The following is a 15,225-nucleotide window of genomic DNA, read 5'->3' as shown; positions in this document are numbered from 1 at the left end:
ATCATGTTGATTGCCAGCCGATGCCTTTGCCTGTTGTTTTGTATACTGAGTATTGATGTGTATGCTCAATCTTCTGCCAATCCCTGGAAACTCCTGGCCGATGTGGAGATCAAAGACCGTTTTGATGAAGCTGAAGGCTATGAAATAGCTTATCCGGTGTTTGGTGATAAAGCAAAAAGCCTGGATGGAAAGACCATCACCGTAGAGGGGTACATGATTCCTTACGAGGTGTACTTAGGTCCCAAATATTTTATCCTCTCATCTTTGCCTATCGCTGCCTGCTTCTTCTGCGGCGGAGCCGGACCGGAGACAGTCATGGAAGTATTTACCACTGAGTCCGTTGAACTAACCGATGAAACCATCACGGTGAGAGGGAGATTGGAACTAAACCCTGATGACCCCGACCGTATGATGTACATACTGAAAGATGCTGAATTGATTGAAGATTGAAAACTGCAAACTACAGATTGAAAATTTAGGCGCTAACAACTAAGACTTCTCCCCCAAAAAAACTATAACACCACGAACTTTAACACTATCCTATGAAACCTAACCGATTAGTACTTTTCTTTTTTCTACTATGCTGTTCCTTTGTTGTGTTCGCCCAGCAAGAAGAGGAAGCCGAGATGATCCGTAGTATTTATGATGAGACTTTGACCCAGGGTGAAGCTTATGAAAACCTGCGTTACCTCTGCAAGAATATTGGCGGACGGGTAGCCGGTTCACCGCAAAATGCCGCTGCTGTAGAGTGGGGCAAGCAACTCATGGAAGCTTATGACTTTGATAAGGTATTTCTTCAGGAAGTAACAGTGCCTCACTGGGTAAGAGGAGAAAAAGAGATTGCCCGTATCGTCAATTCTAAAAAGCTGGGTACACAGGAAGTAAACATTACTGCGCTGGGTAATGCGGTAGGGACCGGACCCAAAGGTATAGTAGCTGAAGTGGTAGAAGTACAGAACTTTGAGGAACTGGAAGCCTTAGGACGTGAGAAAGTAGAGGGCAAGATCGTCTTCTTCAACCGTCCAATGGACCAGACACAGATACAGACCGGAGCAGCTTACGGTATGGCGGGCAATCAGCGTCGTAGTGGTCCTTCTGAAGCAGCCAAGCATGGCGCAGTGGGAGCCATTGTACGTTCACTCTCTACTGATTTTGATGACTATCCGCATACCGGAAGCACAGTCTACACTTTCAATGTGCCTAAAATCCCTGCCATCGCCATCAGTACCAATGATGCTGAGCTGTTGAGTGATCTGCTAAAGGATGATCCTGAACTTGATTTCTATTTTGAAACCCACTGCCAGATGATGGAAGATGAAATCTCTTATAATGTGGTGGGAGAAATTACCGGTACTGAAAAGCCTGAAGAGTACATCGTGGTAGGAGGACATCTGGACTCCTGGGATCTGGCGGAAGGCGCGCATGACGATGGTGCTGGCGTAGTACATTCCATTGAAGTATTACGCACCCTCAAAGCCATAGGGTATGAACCTAAGCGTAGCATCAGAGTGGTACTATTTGCCAATGAAGAAAACGGCTTAGCTGGTGGTAAGAAATACGCTGAACTGGCAGAGGAGAACAATGAAAAACATTATGCTGCGATAGAATCGGATGCCGGGGGCTTTACACCCCGAGGCTTTAGCTTGGACGTAAGCGATGAAGCCTATGCACGTATACAGGGCTGGGCTCCTCTGCTTGCCCCTTATGACCTGCATAAGTTTGACAAAGGGGGTAGCGGGGCAGACATCAGCGCCCTCAAACCTCAGGGAGTAGAGTTGATTGGTTTACGTCCTGACTCCCAGCGCTATTTTGATATGCACCACTCTGCCCAGGATGTATTTGAGATCGTTAACCAGCGTGAGCTGCTGCTGGGTGCCGCTGCCATGACTTCTCTGGTTTACCTCATTGACAGCCAGGGCTTATACCAGGAGCAAAGAGGAAGGTAATCGTAGAGTTTATTTAGTACAATCTGGCGCGCGTTTAACGCAGTGTAACGCGTGCCTGCTTAGTTTTGCCATTTTTCCATACCTGTTCTACATTCTTAATATTATCTATGTCAAGCAGGGGATTATCTCTGAGGAGAAGCAGGTTGGCTTTGCTCCCCACTTTCAATACCCCGATAGGCAATCCAAAAGCTTTTGCAGCATTACCAGTAGCTGTTTTTAATATTTCTTCATTGGATAAGCCTGCCATTTTGTAGACTTCTAACTCCAGAAAATAATCCTCTCCAAAATCCATCTGCCCTTCCTGAGCGTCTGTTCCAGCAACGATCAACACTCCATGTTCATGCATTTTCCTGATCACCTGCGCATGTTCTTCGGAAGACATAATATTATTCCTTATCCACTCGGCCATAGGAGGAGGCAACATAGCTTCCATAGGTTTGAGGGTAATGCCCGCCGTGGGTATCACAAAAGCACCGCTTGCAGCAAGAGACTCATAATAAGCTTCTGACGGAGGAAAGTCGTCTTTTGAAGATACCATATGGACAAATCCATCCGGCTTAAATTTTCCAATTTCAATCATTTCTTCTGCCCTTGAAGTATGCACCACGGCTTTATATCCTTTTTGGTGCGCTATCTCAATTAGTTTCCCGATTTGCTCGTAGCTTAGCGTAGGAGGGGCAGGCATACCCATCCATTCACTGTTTTCGCGGATAATTTTGATGTAATCCACATTACTGGCAATCCTATGCGCTACCCAATCTTCTATGGAAAGTGAGTCATTGATGGTTTCCATTTCCGGACTAAACTGGGTAGGATGACCAGCAGGAACTGTTGCCGCATGACCAGCGCCATATAGCGTTGAGTACCCCATGGAGTCGCGGGAAACCTTTTTCCATTCCAGTTCTCTGTCTTCCAGTCCGGTATGCATATTCAGTAGCGTAAGTATACCCAGAGGATAGCCTTCTTGTAATTGTTCAATAGTAGAAGCATGCACATGGGCATTGACCAGCCCGGGGATTACAAATTTACCGGAACCATCAATAAGTGAGTCACCCCTTAATTCCTCAGGCGTGATTGCGGCTATGGTATCCTGGTTGATGGCAATGTTTACCAATCCTCTATCCTCATATCCATCAAAGAGACCAACATTTTGAATGACCAACTCATAGGTGTCGGGGGTTGAACAACCCATAAGTACCAAAGTGATCAGGACTGATAAGGTAAATTTTTTCATATTCTGAGTATGTTAGCCTATGCCCGGCAGAAGCAGTCGTTTAATGCCCCTCATACCTAGCTGGCAGTGCTTGTATTGATTTTTATTCTAAGATAGCCATTGATCACATAAAGCAAGGTGATCAATTGAATTGCATTGATACCCGCATTAACATAGATTGCATAAAGCTCAAACTTCAGCTTAGTCAAAACCTGTTTGAAGTTTTTGTCATAAGTATGCTGTAGGTCACCTCTAAAGCGCATTAACTTCTTTTTCAAATACAGTATACTGCTGCATTGGGTATGCATCAGACAGCTTGATCTAAGGCGTTTTCTAACATTTCTTTGAAGTCATCAGCTTCGTCTATGTACAGTGCGATGACTTTGAATTTCTTATGGATACCGTAAAGCCCAACTAAGGTGTTTTCTCTTTTTAGCGTGATGATTATGTTATGACTTTCAAGTTCCCCCAGAGGAGATAAGGTCGTAGTCCGCTTATCTTTTCCAAGTTCTTGCTTGGACAAAACCACTGAAGCAATGTCTGAATAGGGAATGTGCGTTTCGTTCATGATACCATACCGTAAACTTAGCTTTCCACTGCCCATGGATATGGGTCTTTGGGATAGCGCTTTTGCAAACCCAAATACCTGAATGGCTGTGTAGATGCTGAGCCCGCTTAAAATCCAGGCAGCCATAGGACTCCATCTGATAAGAAGAACATGTAAGGCAATGGTCTCAATAATGATAAGCAGGATTAACCCTCCGAAAAGTGAAGGTGTTCCACTTTTTTGATGGTAGGTGAATTCAGTCTCTCTGATGCTTCGCTTTTTCCAGTGGACAAAGCCATAGTAGAATACCGCTACTTCGGTGGCGAAGGGTATGACAAGGGGCCTGGGAAGGATTTCGTAGCAGGCACTTTTCAAAGCATCATAAAAGTCAGGGGTTGCCCCTTTCAGCCCGTGGTATGTTTTTATGGCTTTTCTTGCCTTGACCACCACGAAGCTTAGTATGGTAAGCTCAAGTACTGGCAACGCCCAGGTTTTATAGAGACCCAGATAGGTTTGACTCTCTTTCGGCAAAAAGTACGAGCCGATCAACAGTCCGATAAGCATCACGGGAAGTACCGTAGTTTTTGGGATTTCTGTTTTACGAATGAGAAGAAAATAAACAAGTGGTACGGTCAGTAAGAGGTCGGCTGTGATCGCCAGACTCAAAGCCTCATTTTCTACTGGAAAAGGAGATTTTAGCAACAAAACCAGAACCCCCAATAAGGCCAACGGAACCCCAAAGCTGATGAGGTTTCTGTTGAATACCATTGTCTTATGCATACCATTCGTTTTAGTACCCTATGGATAGGACTTGCCGTGCAAGGCGCATGTCATATCCCCTAAAATATCAGTTTTGATGATTACTTTCAAAGCTTAGTAAAGATATGCGCTATATCCTTTGTGAGGGGTACTGGTGTTTAATAGACTGTCAGACGTCTACATGAATTTATGTTTTTTATTTTTTACGATCTATTTGATAATTAAACTGAAGAACATGCTGGTGCCATAGAGTTAAAGTCTGTTCTGCAAAAATATTTCCTTCGCTTAAGTTTACAATCAGTTGGTCACGAAATGAGCGAATGTATTGACACCAAAAGTCTCCTTTTGAATCATTGAGTAAGAAGTAAAACCCTGGGTCACCAAACTTTTTGCCTGATGAATTCAGACGAAGTTCTCCATTAGGCCCTACACTTGGCGACATTATGACTGTAGCATTTCCTTTTGGTAATGGAAACACTGCTTTAATACAAGTTTTGCCAGATGGTAACTTACAAGTAGTGTATACTCCAGAATACAGTACTTGCCCAGTTGATTTGAAGGTGCGATACCAAACCTTATATTTAATCTCTCTGGATTCAGGGTCGGAGAGTGTTATTATTTCACTTCTGATTTGTTCTGAACTTTTCAAGTTTTTGGTTGGTATATTTAGTTGTTCAATGCGGTTGCTGAATAAAGTATTAACAAGACTTCCGAAAAGCTTAAATATAGGATTCCATTTTACAGAGATTGTTAAATTATAATTGGAAGTTTTTTGGTAGAATTCTGTGACCTCAGGCAAAAGAAGAGCTAATTCTTCCTCAGATAATTTTAGTTGATCTATTGCGGGTATAAGGCCTTGTGATTTGGCATTTCTTTCTATTATGAGGTTTTCATGTTTCGCTAACTGCTGAATAAAAGCATTGGATGCTGAGCCAACCTCCCCAAAGGCTCCCATCAGCCAAGGTACAGCTTTGGGATCAATGCGTTTGCCCCATAATATTGCCCATTGTTGAGTAAACCAATCTTGAAATTTCTGCTTATGGTAAGCTAGCCTCATTTTGATTGGTTGTTATAAGGTTTGGAATAATATTGGTGCGTCCTTCCCATTCTCCGAATTCTGCAATTGGTTTAAAGCGTAGCGTTGTAAACTGAAAGTGGAAATCCTTCCTTTCTCTCTCTTTCATTGCTTTTGTATGACGTTTAGGTTGAGGAACAGAACTATGTCCATGAACCATATCAACCATCTCCTGCTGAGACCTCCAAACTGAAAAAGTTGAAACGGTTCGTGGAAGCCTAATTGCTGCCAATGATAAAGAAGTACCAGGATGATCACGAACTAGTTTTTCAACAGGCCTTCCCCAATGTATAAATCTAGGTACTTGTAAAAGTTTCATACGAGCAAGAGTAACAGCAATCACAGGTTTATCGGGTTCATCTATGATCTTACTTTTGCTTGGGATCTCAAATTCATTTATATGGCCCCATTTTCGCAAATATATTAAACGGGTATGCCACCCTTTTGCTAGTGTTTTTCCAAACTTGTTTGTTTCCAGAAAATTATCAATAGCTGCTTCATCTTCCCATTGTGCGAATACTGCTATCTGACGAAGTAGTATTCGTGAAGGTGAAAAAATTGGAGAGCCTAAAGTCATAGCTGTCATACATTCAGTATGAATCAAGCCAGGTACTTTTCCTGCTTCAGGAGGGGCCCAGAGAGCCTTAATAGCAGATTTGACAGTTGTTTTTGTAAGATGAAAAGTAAATACACTCATGCTTTTTCAAATACACGCTTTGCTAATGTCTGATGTAATAACACACAACCAACCTCTAACAGCAACATATTGGCTTGATCTACAATATGTCACTACTAATATAGGGTGTTCCACAACCTTTATGAGATAATGTATGAAAACTATACTTTTTGAATTTACCTCTTGGTCAATGCTTATCTAGCTTTGGCAATACGTATTGAAGGTTGAGCCGGAACAGCAGAGCAGAATCCCTTTCCCTGATGCATTTCTCATCTGAACTCTCCCGCTAATACCACCTCACCCTGTTGTTTCTATACTGAATCATACCTGTAACAGGGTATTGGACTCATGATACATCATAAAAACATGACAAGATGTCGCCTCTGATACGCATTTCACTCGTAAATCATGGCCCAGAGATGGTGTTTTACTGACAATTTATACGCGAATCATCACCCCTATGTAAGATATCCTGACGATTTACACTCAAATGTAAGTGATATGCGAGATACTTGGGATACTTCACCGCAAAGTATGCTATATGCCCCCACGCTGTGCGCTGATTACCAGTGATTTGACGTCAGTGCAGCGGATATTACTTCTGTATGATCTCCCCGGAATAAGGCAGGTAAGCCATTTTATTTCTCTTTTACTTTATCTGCTTTTTTGCCCCTGCCCGGGCAAAAGGGTAGTACCCAAAATAATAACAATATGAAACTGGTTTCAGTCAACGACATTCTGATGGCAGGCCGCCTGATCATCAATAATACCGCTAAAGATCCGGAGTTTGCCCGGCTGATGGCACGCTTTAATTTTAACGCTAACCGGATGCAGGAAGGAGAAAATCTGCATAGCCTGGTGAAAGCGTTGCAAGACAGTAAGAAAAGCTGCTACGATGAGCGTTGGAATATTGCCAACCGTATTACGCAGGAGCTTGGGGTACTTCGCCCTGTATTTATGGAACATGTGGCCACTGCCCGCTTTGCTTTTCGCCACCAGCCCGAAACGCTGAATGCCTTAGACATCAGCAGGATTTCCAGCGTTCGCTGGACGTGGGTAGCCCAGGCCGAAGCTTTTTATGCCCAGGTGATGGCCTATACCGAACAGATGGTCAGTTACGGGGTGAGCGAGGGAGAATTGCAACAGGCCCAGGCATCCGTAGAAGCTATCCTGGCGCTACGCGATGACCGTATGCTGAAAAAAGGGCAGGCAGAAAGCTGTACCGAACGTAAGAACGAGGCGGCGAAGCTGCTGAAAAACTGGGTTAAGGAATTCCATGCCACAGCACGACTGGCCCTGAAAGACTCTCCTCAGAAACTGGAAGCCTTCGGTATCCGGGTGCGCTCTCTTCAGTGAAGATTAATGATCGATGAATAATGATGAGTGAATATTAGTGAATTCAATCAATTGTAATCTGTAATTTGACAATTCAAGAGCATATCACAAGCATTAACCTAAAGTAACTCAGCACCCTTGAAGAGCCACTGCGGGAAGACTGGCTTATTTTCCTTTCATTTTTAAGGAAAGCCATAAAAAAACAGGTACATGTGTGCACCTGCCTTTATACTTTCACATAAATCATATGAGAGGACAAAGCTATACAAGGATTGTTAACGCATTGTTTCCTTAGCGTTATCAAAAAATAAAAGCAATCCTCAGAGAAGATTGCCTTTGCTATAGCATTTTAGATAATTCTAATAGGCTGATGAAAGTATGTCAAAAGTAGCGTTTGAATGTTAACGCATTATGTAGCGCAGATTATCGATAAAAGAATTCTTCAGGGGAGGCCTATTAAGCATTGTAATAATGTGCTAAAAAAAAGCGAATCAGTCCTTTTCTTCCTCTTGCGCTCTCTGCTTGTTCTTTTCCATCAGTTTCACAACATTTACCAGCTTTTCCTGCAGGGCTTCACGGTCGCGTTGGTTTTCCCGTAAAGTGCGGTACAGCCGTTTAAGCTCGGTCTCCGGCCTCAGTCGGAGGATTCTTTGCAGAAAATCCACGAAGATCAATCCCTGCCGGGCTTTGGTGATCACCCCTCGGAGTTTGAAAGAACGGGTAGCGTACTTAAGTCGGGCAATCTGGGAGATGCGTAGCGTACGCAGAAAGGACACAAAAGGCAGGAGGATAATCAGCAGGTCAATCCAGTTCTTCTTCACATAGTGCATCTTACGGTTGCTGATAGAAATCATCAGAAGAAACTCAAAGGTAAAAGCACACCAGATAAAGGTTTGTACAGAATCCAGGATGAGGTCAATCTTGAGATTGGGCATCTCTTCCTTTATCTCTCCCAGAAATTTCCATTCAATGATGAGTACCGGTACAATCAGTAAAGCAATGCCGATCATGGGCAGTACAAAACGTCTTTTGAGTTCGGTAAATAAGCCTTCGTTTACCTTGCACCAGTGCCAAACGGGAATCCAGATATGGCTGCCGCTGGTAATATCGCGCGAACCGATGCGCAGGGGAGGAAAAAGCAGGGTGAGCAGCCGCCTTTTTTTTTCCCTAGGGTTCATCCTTTCTTTATTTTGTTGTCTTTTATAGAAAAGCAGCGCAAGATCTAAGGCAAACAGCAGGTACACCAAGCCGCAAAGGCCGCTGAGCCAGGGTAGAAGTGAAAGGAAAATAGGAGAGAGTTCTTCCTCTGTAAAAGCAGTGACCAGGCCGCCGATGAGTACCAGGCTTAGTATACCCAGGTAGAACATCGGCTGTGCCGAACGCGCATCATATCGCTTTAGTGTAGTGTCCCGCCTGAAGTGCTGACGGGTACGGATTTCATAATCTTCATTCCGTTCTTCTTCTATGAGCTCCTGTATGGCAGGCACATGATGGATGCGGTCAAGGGTATCTAGTTCTTCCAGCACCGCTTTGACACGGCGAAACACCAGAGGATTATCCGTTTCCTTAAGCTTACGGATGATCTCTTCTTTCTGCTGATCCTGTGCAGTAGTATCCTGTATTTCTTTTTCTTTATGCATAAGCTAAGTTTGCATCAGGCTTATAAGTGCTTATAGGGTTAAAGGTTTATCCTGAGCTTGTCTCAGGGTCTGGTTAAAAGTTAAAGGTTGCAGGTTTTAGGTTAAAAATACAAGTATACATATTATGGTATTGCTCAATTTAACGTTAGAGAAGTGTTGACAACAATTTATACAAAAGGTCCTTACAGCTAAATCGCGTACCGTGCTTACAGCTAAGTATGAAAAATAAGCAGGAATGTTTTAAATCCTAAAATACATAATAGCTTGCCGGGCATTCTGTTTAATAATAAAGATGGGAACAGGGAATATACATGTCTAAACAAAGGTTAAAAGTATCTGGCTTAATTGTACTCCTGATAGCCGCTTTAGGTTATTATTGGGCACTGCCTGATCCGCTTTTCAGGCCGGTATACTCTACGGTGCTGGAAGGCAGGAACGGGCAACTGCTGGGTGCAGCCATTGCTTCCGACGGACAATGGCGCTTTCCCCTGTCCGATAGTGTGTCTCATAAGTTCAAAGCAGCCATCATTGCATTTGAGGATGATTATTTTGAATCTCATCCCGGCTTTAATCCCTTTTCTTTATTGCGAGCTACTAAGCAAAACATAGAAGCGGGACGTGTGGTAAGTGGAGGCAGTACCCTTACGATGCAGGTGATCCGCTTGTCGCGCAACGGACAGGCCAGAACGGTATGGGAGAAGCTCAAAGAGATCATCCTGGCTTCCCGCCTGGAACTGGCCTATTCCAAAGAAGAAATACTGGCGCTCTATGCTGCTCATGCTCCCTTCGGCGGTAATATCGTAGGGCTGGAAGCCGCAGCCTGGCGCTATTACGGGCGGCAGTCGGAGCAACTGTCCTGGGGGGAGACGGCTACCCTGGCCGTGCTGCCCAATAGTCCTTCACTGGTGTATCCGGGTAAAAACTCTCCCGAACTGATGCGCAAGCGCAACCGCCTGTTGGATAAGCTTTATGCTAAAGATGTAATAGATTCAATGAGCACTGTGCTGGCCAAGCGTGAACCTCTGCCGGGCAGACCCAATGCCTTGCCCACCCTGGCTCCCCATCTGCTGACCCGCATCAGGCAGGAGGGGCAGGAAGGTAAACGAGTGCGTTCCAGTATTTCGCCCCCATTGCAGCAGCAGGTCAGTCAGATCATCGCGCAGCATCATCAGAAACTGAAAGGAAACGGTATCTACAATGCTGCCGCAGTAGTGCTGGATGTGGAAAGTGGAGAGGCCATCGCTTATGTTGGCAATACCCGTCCGGAAAATGGAAGTGAGCATAGTGCTTCGGTAGATATTGTTACCGCCCAACGCAGTACCGGCAGTATTCTCAAACCCTTTTTATACGCGGCCATGCTGCATGAAGGTAGCCTGTTGCCCTATGCCCTTGTGCCCGATGTGCCTACCTATATTGATGGCTTTGCGCCCAAAAACTTTGATGAAACTTATGATGGAGCAGTTGCTGCTGATGAGGCATTGGCACGTTCGCTCAACATACCGGCGGTGCATATGCTGAGGGATTATGGCATTGAGAAATTCCACTTTCAACTCCGGCGTATGGGCATGACGACCTTGACACAAGCTCCCGGCTATTATGGCTTAAGCCTGATATTGGGAGGAGCAGAAGCAACCCTCTGGGATCTGAGTGGGATGTATGCCAGCCTGGCCCGCTCCATGAATCATTACTTCAAATATCCTGAGCCTAAGCGGTATGCAGTAGCAGATTATCATGCGCCTACTTATCAGCTCAGCGAAGAAAGAGAGGAAGAAGTACAAAGGCAGGAGCATGGACTACTGGATGCAGGCGCTATGTGGTATACACTGGAAGCGATGGCCAAGGTAAGAAGGCCCAATAACCAGAGTGGTTGGGAGTATTTTGATTCTTCTACCCAACTGGCCTGGAAGACCGGAACCTCCTTTGGTTTCCGTGATGCCTGGGCGATAGGTTTGAGTTCCCGTTATGTGGTAGGTGTCTGGGTAGGCAATGCTGATGGTGAAGGTCGCCCGGGACTTACCGGCCTCACGGCAGCGGCACCCATCTTGTTTGACATCGCAGAGCTTCTGCCCGAATCCGACTGGTTTGACTATCCGGGAAGCGATATGGCGAGTGCCTTGATCAGTAAGCAAAGCGGTTATCGTGCTGCCAGACATTGTAAGGATACCGTACGTATGGATGTTCCTCGGGCAGGCTTAAAGTCCGCGGTTTGTAATTATCATCAAATGGTGCACCTGGATAGTGAAGGGCAGTACCAGGTGCATAGCGAATGCGCGGTAGTAGGAGAGATGCAGCACCAAAGCTGGTTTGTCTTACCCGCGGTGCAAGAGTGGTATTACCGCCGCCACCATCCTGCTTATCGTAAGTTACCTCCTTTCCGAGCAGATTGCCAGCCTTTGAACCAGCATCTGGCTTTGCAACTGATTTACCCCTATGATAATGCGCAGATATATGTACCCAAAGAGCTGGATGGCAAGAGGGGGAAATCCATTTTTGATGCTGCCCACCGTGATCCCAAAGCCAGCATTTACTGGCACCTGGATGGAGAATATCTGGGTAAGACGCAGGATCAGCATCAGATGGGCCTCAGTCCTGAGCCGGGAGAACATACCATAACGCTGATTGACGAGCAGGGAGAAAAACTGGAACGAAGATTTACGGTCTTAGGTAAAGAGCAGAGGAGACCTGGCGTCAGATAAGTAAGCAGGTCTGGCAGATCTTATATGCTTAAAATTTCCCGTAAGAACACTGAGCATTTATAACGCTTCAAAGTTCTCTAGTGGGGACCTGTGGAGACACAGGCCATGGGCAATAGAACTGGCAGATTTCTAAAATCTGCCAGTTCTTTACCTGCTCAGAGTTACTCACAGAGAACTCTGAGCATTACAAATTTACCAGCCTACATAAGCTGGTGGTTCAATACCATTCATGCGCAGGTAAATTACTAACTGTCCACGATGATGCGTCATATGGTCGCGCATAAGCATGAGCACTCTTTTCTTATTGGTTTCAATTCGGTTAAATAGGTTGACCGTCTCATTTTCTTCATCTGCCGCTAATTCCTGATAGGAAGCATCTACTGTAGCGATAGCTTCTCTCAACAAAGCTATGATTTCTTCTTTAGTCTTTCCATCCGCTTCCAGGTCAAAGTCTTCCATTTCTTCATCTGAGATATAAGTAGCATTCAGAAAATAAATGTTAGCGGCAGTATGCATCAGTTGTTCTGAGAAAGTAAAAATCTCTTCAGTGGGCTGATAATCATAAAGCTCGGCAGGCATAGCTTCCGCTACTTCCAGAAGATACTCACCGGCACGTTGCCACACCGGATAGAAATCATCGGCAAACTCATTTTCAAGCGCAATCTCCGTTTGGGCAAAAACTACTTGCAGAGCGAGCCCGCTGAGCAGCAGGGCTGTCAAAAATATTTTTCTCATGTTGGTTCATTATTATAATCCACGATAGAAATCTGCAGGCACACCTTTGACGCCGGGTTCGGCGACAAATAAGCCTCCTGCCTGAGGGTATTCCTCCATTTGTTCTTCGCTCATGCCAATAGTGGCAGTTGTGATGTATAGTTTGTCTAAATTTTCTCCTCCAAAGGCACAGGCGGTTACATTCAGCGCAGGTACCTCAATTTTTTGTACCATCTTACCTGTTTCCGGATTGTACCTACCTACCATGCCGCCTCCCCAGTGACCAATCCAAAGCATACCTTCCTCATCAATGGTCATACCATCAGGTGCTCCGTTTTCCTGCGGTACGTTGATCACCACCCGGGGGGAAGAAATTTCTCCGCTTTCAATATCATAGTCAAATGCTTTTACCTGTCGGGTAGGGGTGTCAATATAATACATGGTGGAGTTGTCCAGCGACCAGATGATTCCATTGGAAATGGTTACACTATCCAGTTTTTGGGTGATCTCCTGGTTCTGGTCCATCATATAAAGAGAAGCAGCACCCTTTTTACCCTGAAGATGCATAGAGCCTACCCATAACCGACCCAGGGGGTCACACTTACCATCATTGAAACGAATGCTATCTTCCAATGGATTGGCGATGAAAGTGAGTTCACCGTCCTGGAGATCCATGCTATGGATACCATTTTCCAAAGCGACCAATGCCCCTCCACTTTCAATAGGTACTACTGTCCCCACACGTTCCCCGGTTGAAAAAAAATTATCTTCATTGGTTTCAGGAGTATACAGGTGAAGTTGGCGTTTTTCTATGTCTATCCAATAAAGCTGTTGGGTTTCGTGGTTCCAGATCGGACCTTCTCCCAGTAAGGCGGTGTTTTCAAATAAAAGTGTTGCCTCCATAGTAGTAGTAGTTTCATTGTTAGAGGAGCATGCACTCATTAGGCCAATGAGCAGGCATAGCTTCCAGATGATATTTTTTCTCATAAGATTAGGTGTGTTCACTATTGACAGTAATTACAAGATTATAGAAAATAAATTATTCAGACAAAGTAGCCTCTATTTTGCTACAGAAATATACTTCATTCTCAGGCTTCATAGGGCTGCTTATTTTAGTCATTCACACATTAATGTTGAAAAAACTAAAGCACAAAAAGATAAGCTTCAGAAAAGTTTTAAAAAATATGATGTGTTTTGTGACTTTTTAATATGCTTAGATATATTGATTTCTGGATATATTATATTTAATTTGAGAAAATACTCGCTTTTTTTGTAGACTTTTAACAGAAATAGAATCTTCAGGTAATAATATTACTATCTATTCAAACTTTTTATGACACGAGTGCTGGTTATTGATGACGACGAAATAAATAATTTCACAGTGGATGCAATCCTGAGCCGGACTGATTTCATACATGAGTATGAAATTAAGGATGGAGGGTGGTCGGCACTAGAATATTTGCAGGATGCTGAGGAAAAAGGAATGTATCCGGATCTGATTTTTATAGATATCAATATGCCTGAGATGGATGGATATGAGTTTTTGGAAAGATACGAGTACCAGTTCTGGAAAAATCATGGTGACACCCGGGTATATATGTTAAGCAGTTCAATCAGCGAAGCGGATAAAGAACGTGCTCTGAGCTTCAGTTGCATATACGAGTACATCACCAAACCTCTGAACAGAGCGAAGCTTTCCAAGATTGTATTGGAGCATTGATCAGCAGGAGGGGCATAAAAAAAGCCTTGACTCTCGTGTTCAAAAAGAAGTCAAGGCTGTGGAATCTATGATACTACTTTCTTAAGCAGTATGCCTACCTACCGTAGGCTGGCTTTGGATTGGTGTTCCCCTCCTCCATGCTTCAATCGGATGATCAACAGAACAAAAGGGATGCCAAAACCATTTTTTTAGCTTTAGATGTTACATGCTGCCGTGATGTCAGTATTTTGAGTTATTTTGACAGGCTTTTGTTGAAGAGGGTCTTTATGCGCAGCAGAGCAGCTGCGGACAACTCTCCCAGTTCTCTTCCGCTGCATCAATGCACTCTTCCCGGATGCTCCAAATCTGATCGGGACTCCAACGCTTATGCATTCTTTCTATCTGTAGCCAGTTTTCAATATAGTTTTTATGGTATCTTTTCTTAAAGGTAGCGATCTGGACCGGGGCTATTTCAATTTCTGTAATGATTTCCGGGTGAAAAGCATTTCGCTTGCCTACCAGGTTATAGATGGAGTTATTAATCTGTATAAAACAACGAGCTTCAGGAATGGAAGTCAAACCATAGTAATTCAACACAGACTTTACTTCAGGGTGGGAAGTTTCTGTCATATTATAGGTGCAAAGCGCCAAGCGCATTCCTTTGATGTTATTTTCAAAAGCCAGTTGTACCAACAGGGCATGCTTGGCAGTACAGGTTCCACGACCTTCGTGCAGTACCAGTTCAGGTTTTCTTTTATCCGAGATACGACCGTATGGTAAATCTCGCAGATAAGTAATTACATCCTGCAAATAACGCATCCCTCTCTCCAGGCATAGTTTTGATATTTTTCCTTTGGGCTGAATCTGTATGTTTACTATTGCAGGCTTTTTCATAGCATAGGTCTTTAAAAAGTTGATATTCTTA

At 44.2% G+C, this 15,225-nt stretch carries 14 protein-coding genes; 5 read left to right on the top strand and 9 right to left on the bottom strand.

Annotated features, from left to right (window positions below; translation table 11 throughout):
* The first annotated feature begins 3 nt into the window (after positions 1-3).
* Positions 4-450 carry a hypothetical protein gene (locus WJR50_RS06825; RefSeq protein ID WP_341292494.1) on the top strand — a complete coding sequence of 149 codons (447 nt, stop codon included), beginning with the start codon at positions 4-6 and terminating at the stop codon, positions 448-450.
* 92 nt (positions 451-542) lie between these two features.
* Positions 543-1,946 (top strand): M20/M25/M40 family metallo-hydrolase, encoded by a 1,404-nt coding sequence (locus tag WJR50_RS06820; protein ID WP_341292493.1) that lies wholly within the window; start codon positions 543-545, stop codon positions 1,944-1,946.
* A gap of 34 nt (positions 1,947-1,980) precedes the next feature.
* Here WJR50_RS06820 and WJR50_RS06815 read toward each other — a convergent pair whose 3' ends face one another.
* From WJR50_RS06815 to WJR50_RS06795, 5 genes are all read right to left on the bottom strand, one after another.
* Positions 1,981-3,180 carry an amidohydrolase family protein gene (locus WJR50_RS06815; protein ID WP_341292492.1) on the bottom strand — a complete coding sequence of 400 codons (1,200 nt, stop codon included), beginning with the start codon at positions 3,178-3,180 and terminating at the stop codon, positions 1,981-1,983.
* A gap of 56 nt (positions 3,181-3,236) precedes the next feature.
* The gene (locus WJR50_RS06810; protein WP_341292491.1) at positions 3,237-3,437 is read right to left on the bottom strand and encodes a hypothetical protein; all 201 of its coding nucleotides are present in this window, start codon (positions 3,435-3,437) and stop codon (positions 3,237-3,239) included.
* A gap of 29 nt (positions 3,438-3,466) precedes the next feature.
* Positions 3,467-4,486: a hypothetical protein gene (locus WJR50_RS06805; RefSeq protein WP_341292490.1), complete on the bottom strand. Its 1,020-nt coding sequence runs from the start codon at positions 4,484-4,486 to the stop codon at positions 3,467-3,469.
* A 175-nt stretch (positions 4,487-4,661) separates the two neighbouring features.
* Positions 4,662-5,522, bottom strand: a complete 861-nt coding sequence (locus WJR50_RS06800) for a hypothetical protein (protein ID WP_341292489.1) — start codon at positions 5,520-5,522, stop codon at positions 4,662-4,664.
* A complete protein-coding gene (locus WJR50_RS06795; protein ID WP_341292488.1) occupies positions 5,503-6,237 on the bottom strand; it encodes a hypothetical protein in 735 nt (244 codons plus the stop codon). Before WJR50_RS06795 ends, WJR50_RS06800 begins: the two co-directional genes overlap by 20 nt.
* A 690-nt stretch (positions 6,238-6,927) precedes the next feature.
* Here WJR50_RS06795 and WJR50_RS06790 point away from each other — a divergent pair.
* Positions 6,928-7,572, top strand: a complete 645-nt coding sequence (locus WJR50_RS06790) for a PQLLE family protein (RefSeq protein WP_341292487.1) — start codon at positions 6,928-6,930, stop codon at positions 7,570-7,572.
* A 470-nt stretch (positions 7,573-8,042) separates the two neighbouring features.
* Here the strand turns inward: WJR50_RS06790 and WJR50_RS06785 are convergent, their stop codons facing one another.
* Positions 8,043-9,191, bottom strand: a complete 1,149-nt coding sequence (locus WJR50_RS06785; RefSeq protein WP_341292486.1) for a hypothetical protein — start codon at positions 9,189-9,191, stop codon at positions 8,043-8,045.
* A gap of 311 nt (positions 9,192-9,502) precedes the next feature.
* Here WJR50_RS06785 and pbpC point away from each other — a divergent pair, with 311 nt between their 5' ends.
* A complete protein-coding gene (pbpC, locus tag WJR50_RS06780; RefSeq protein ID WP_341292485.1) occupies positions 9,503-11,887 on the top strand; it encodes a penicillin-binding protein 1C in 2,385 nt (794 codons plus the stop codon).
* A 192-nt stretch (positions 11,888-12,079) separates the two neighbouring features.
* On the opposite strand, the gene WJR50_RS06775 is transcribed toward pbpC, so the two are convergent.
* Together WJR50_RS06775 and WJR50_RS06770 are read right to left on the bottom strand one after the other, a co-directional pair.
* Positions 12,080-12,622, bottom strand: coding sequence for a DinB family protein (locus tag WJR50_RS06775; RefSeq protein ID WP_341292484.1), 543 nt, complete (start codon positions 12,620-12,622; stop codon positions 12,080-12,082).
* A 12-nt stretch (positions 12,623-12,634) separates the two neighbouring features.
* Positions 12,635-13,588 carry an SMP-30/gluconolactonase/LRE family protein gene (locus tag WJR50_RS06770; protein WP_341292483.1) on the bottom strand — a complete coding sequence of 318 codons (954 nt, stop codon included), beginning with the start codon at positions 13,586-13,588 and terminating at the stop codon, positions 12,635-12,637.
* Between the two features lie 346 nt (positions 13,589-13,934).
* On the opposite strand from WJR50_RS06770, the gene WJR50_RS06765 reads away from it, so the two are divergent.
* Positions 13,935-14,321, top strand: a complete 387-nt coding sequence (locus WJR50_RS06765; RefSeq protein ID WP_341292482.1) for a response regulator — start codon at positions 13,935-13,937, stop codon at positions 14,319-14,321.
* 264 nt (positions 14,322-14,585) lie between these two features.
* On the opposite strand, the gene WJR50_RS06760 is transcribed toward WJR50_RS06765, so the two are convergent.
* A complete protein-coding gene (locus WJR50_RS06760; protein ID WP_341292481.1) occupies positions 14,586-15,194 on the bottom strand; it encodes a hypothetical protein in 609 nt (202 codons plus the stop codon).
* Between the last annotated feature and the right edge of the window lie 31 nt (positions 15,195-15,225).

Origin of the sequence: Catalinimonas locisalis (genome assembly GCF_038039535.1) — a bacterium.
Classification (GTDB): domain Bacteria; phylum Bacteroidota; class Bacteroidia; order Cytophagales; family Cyclobacteriaceae; genus Catalinimonas.
This window is presented reverse-complemented; position numbering and strand designations above follow the sequence as displayed.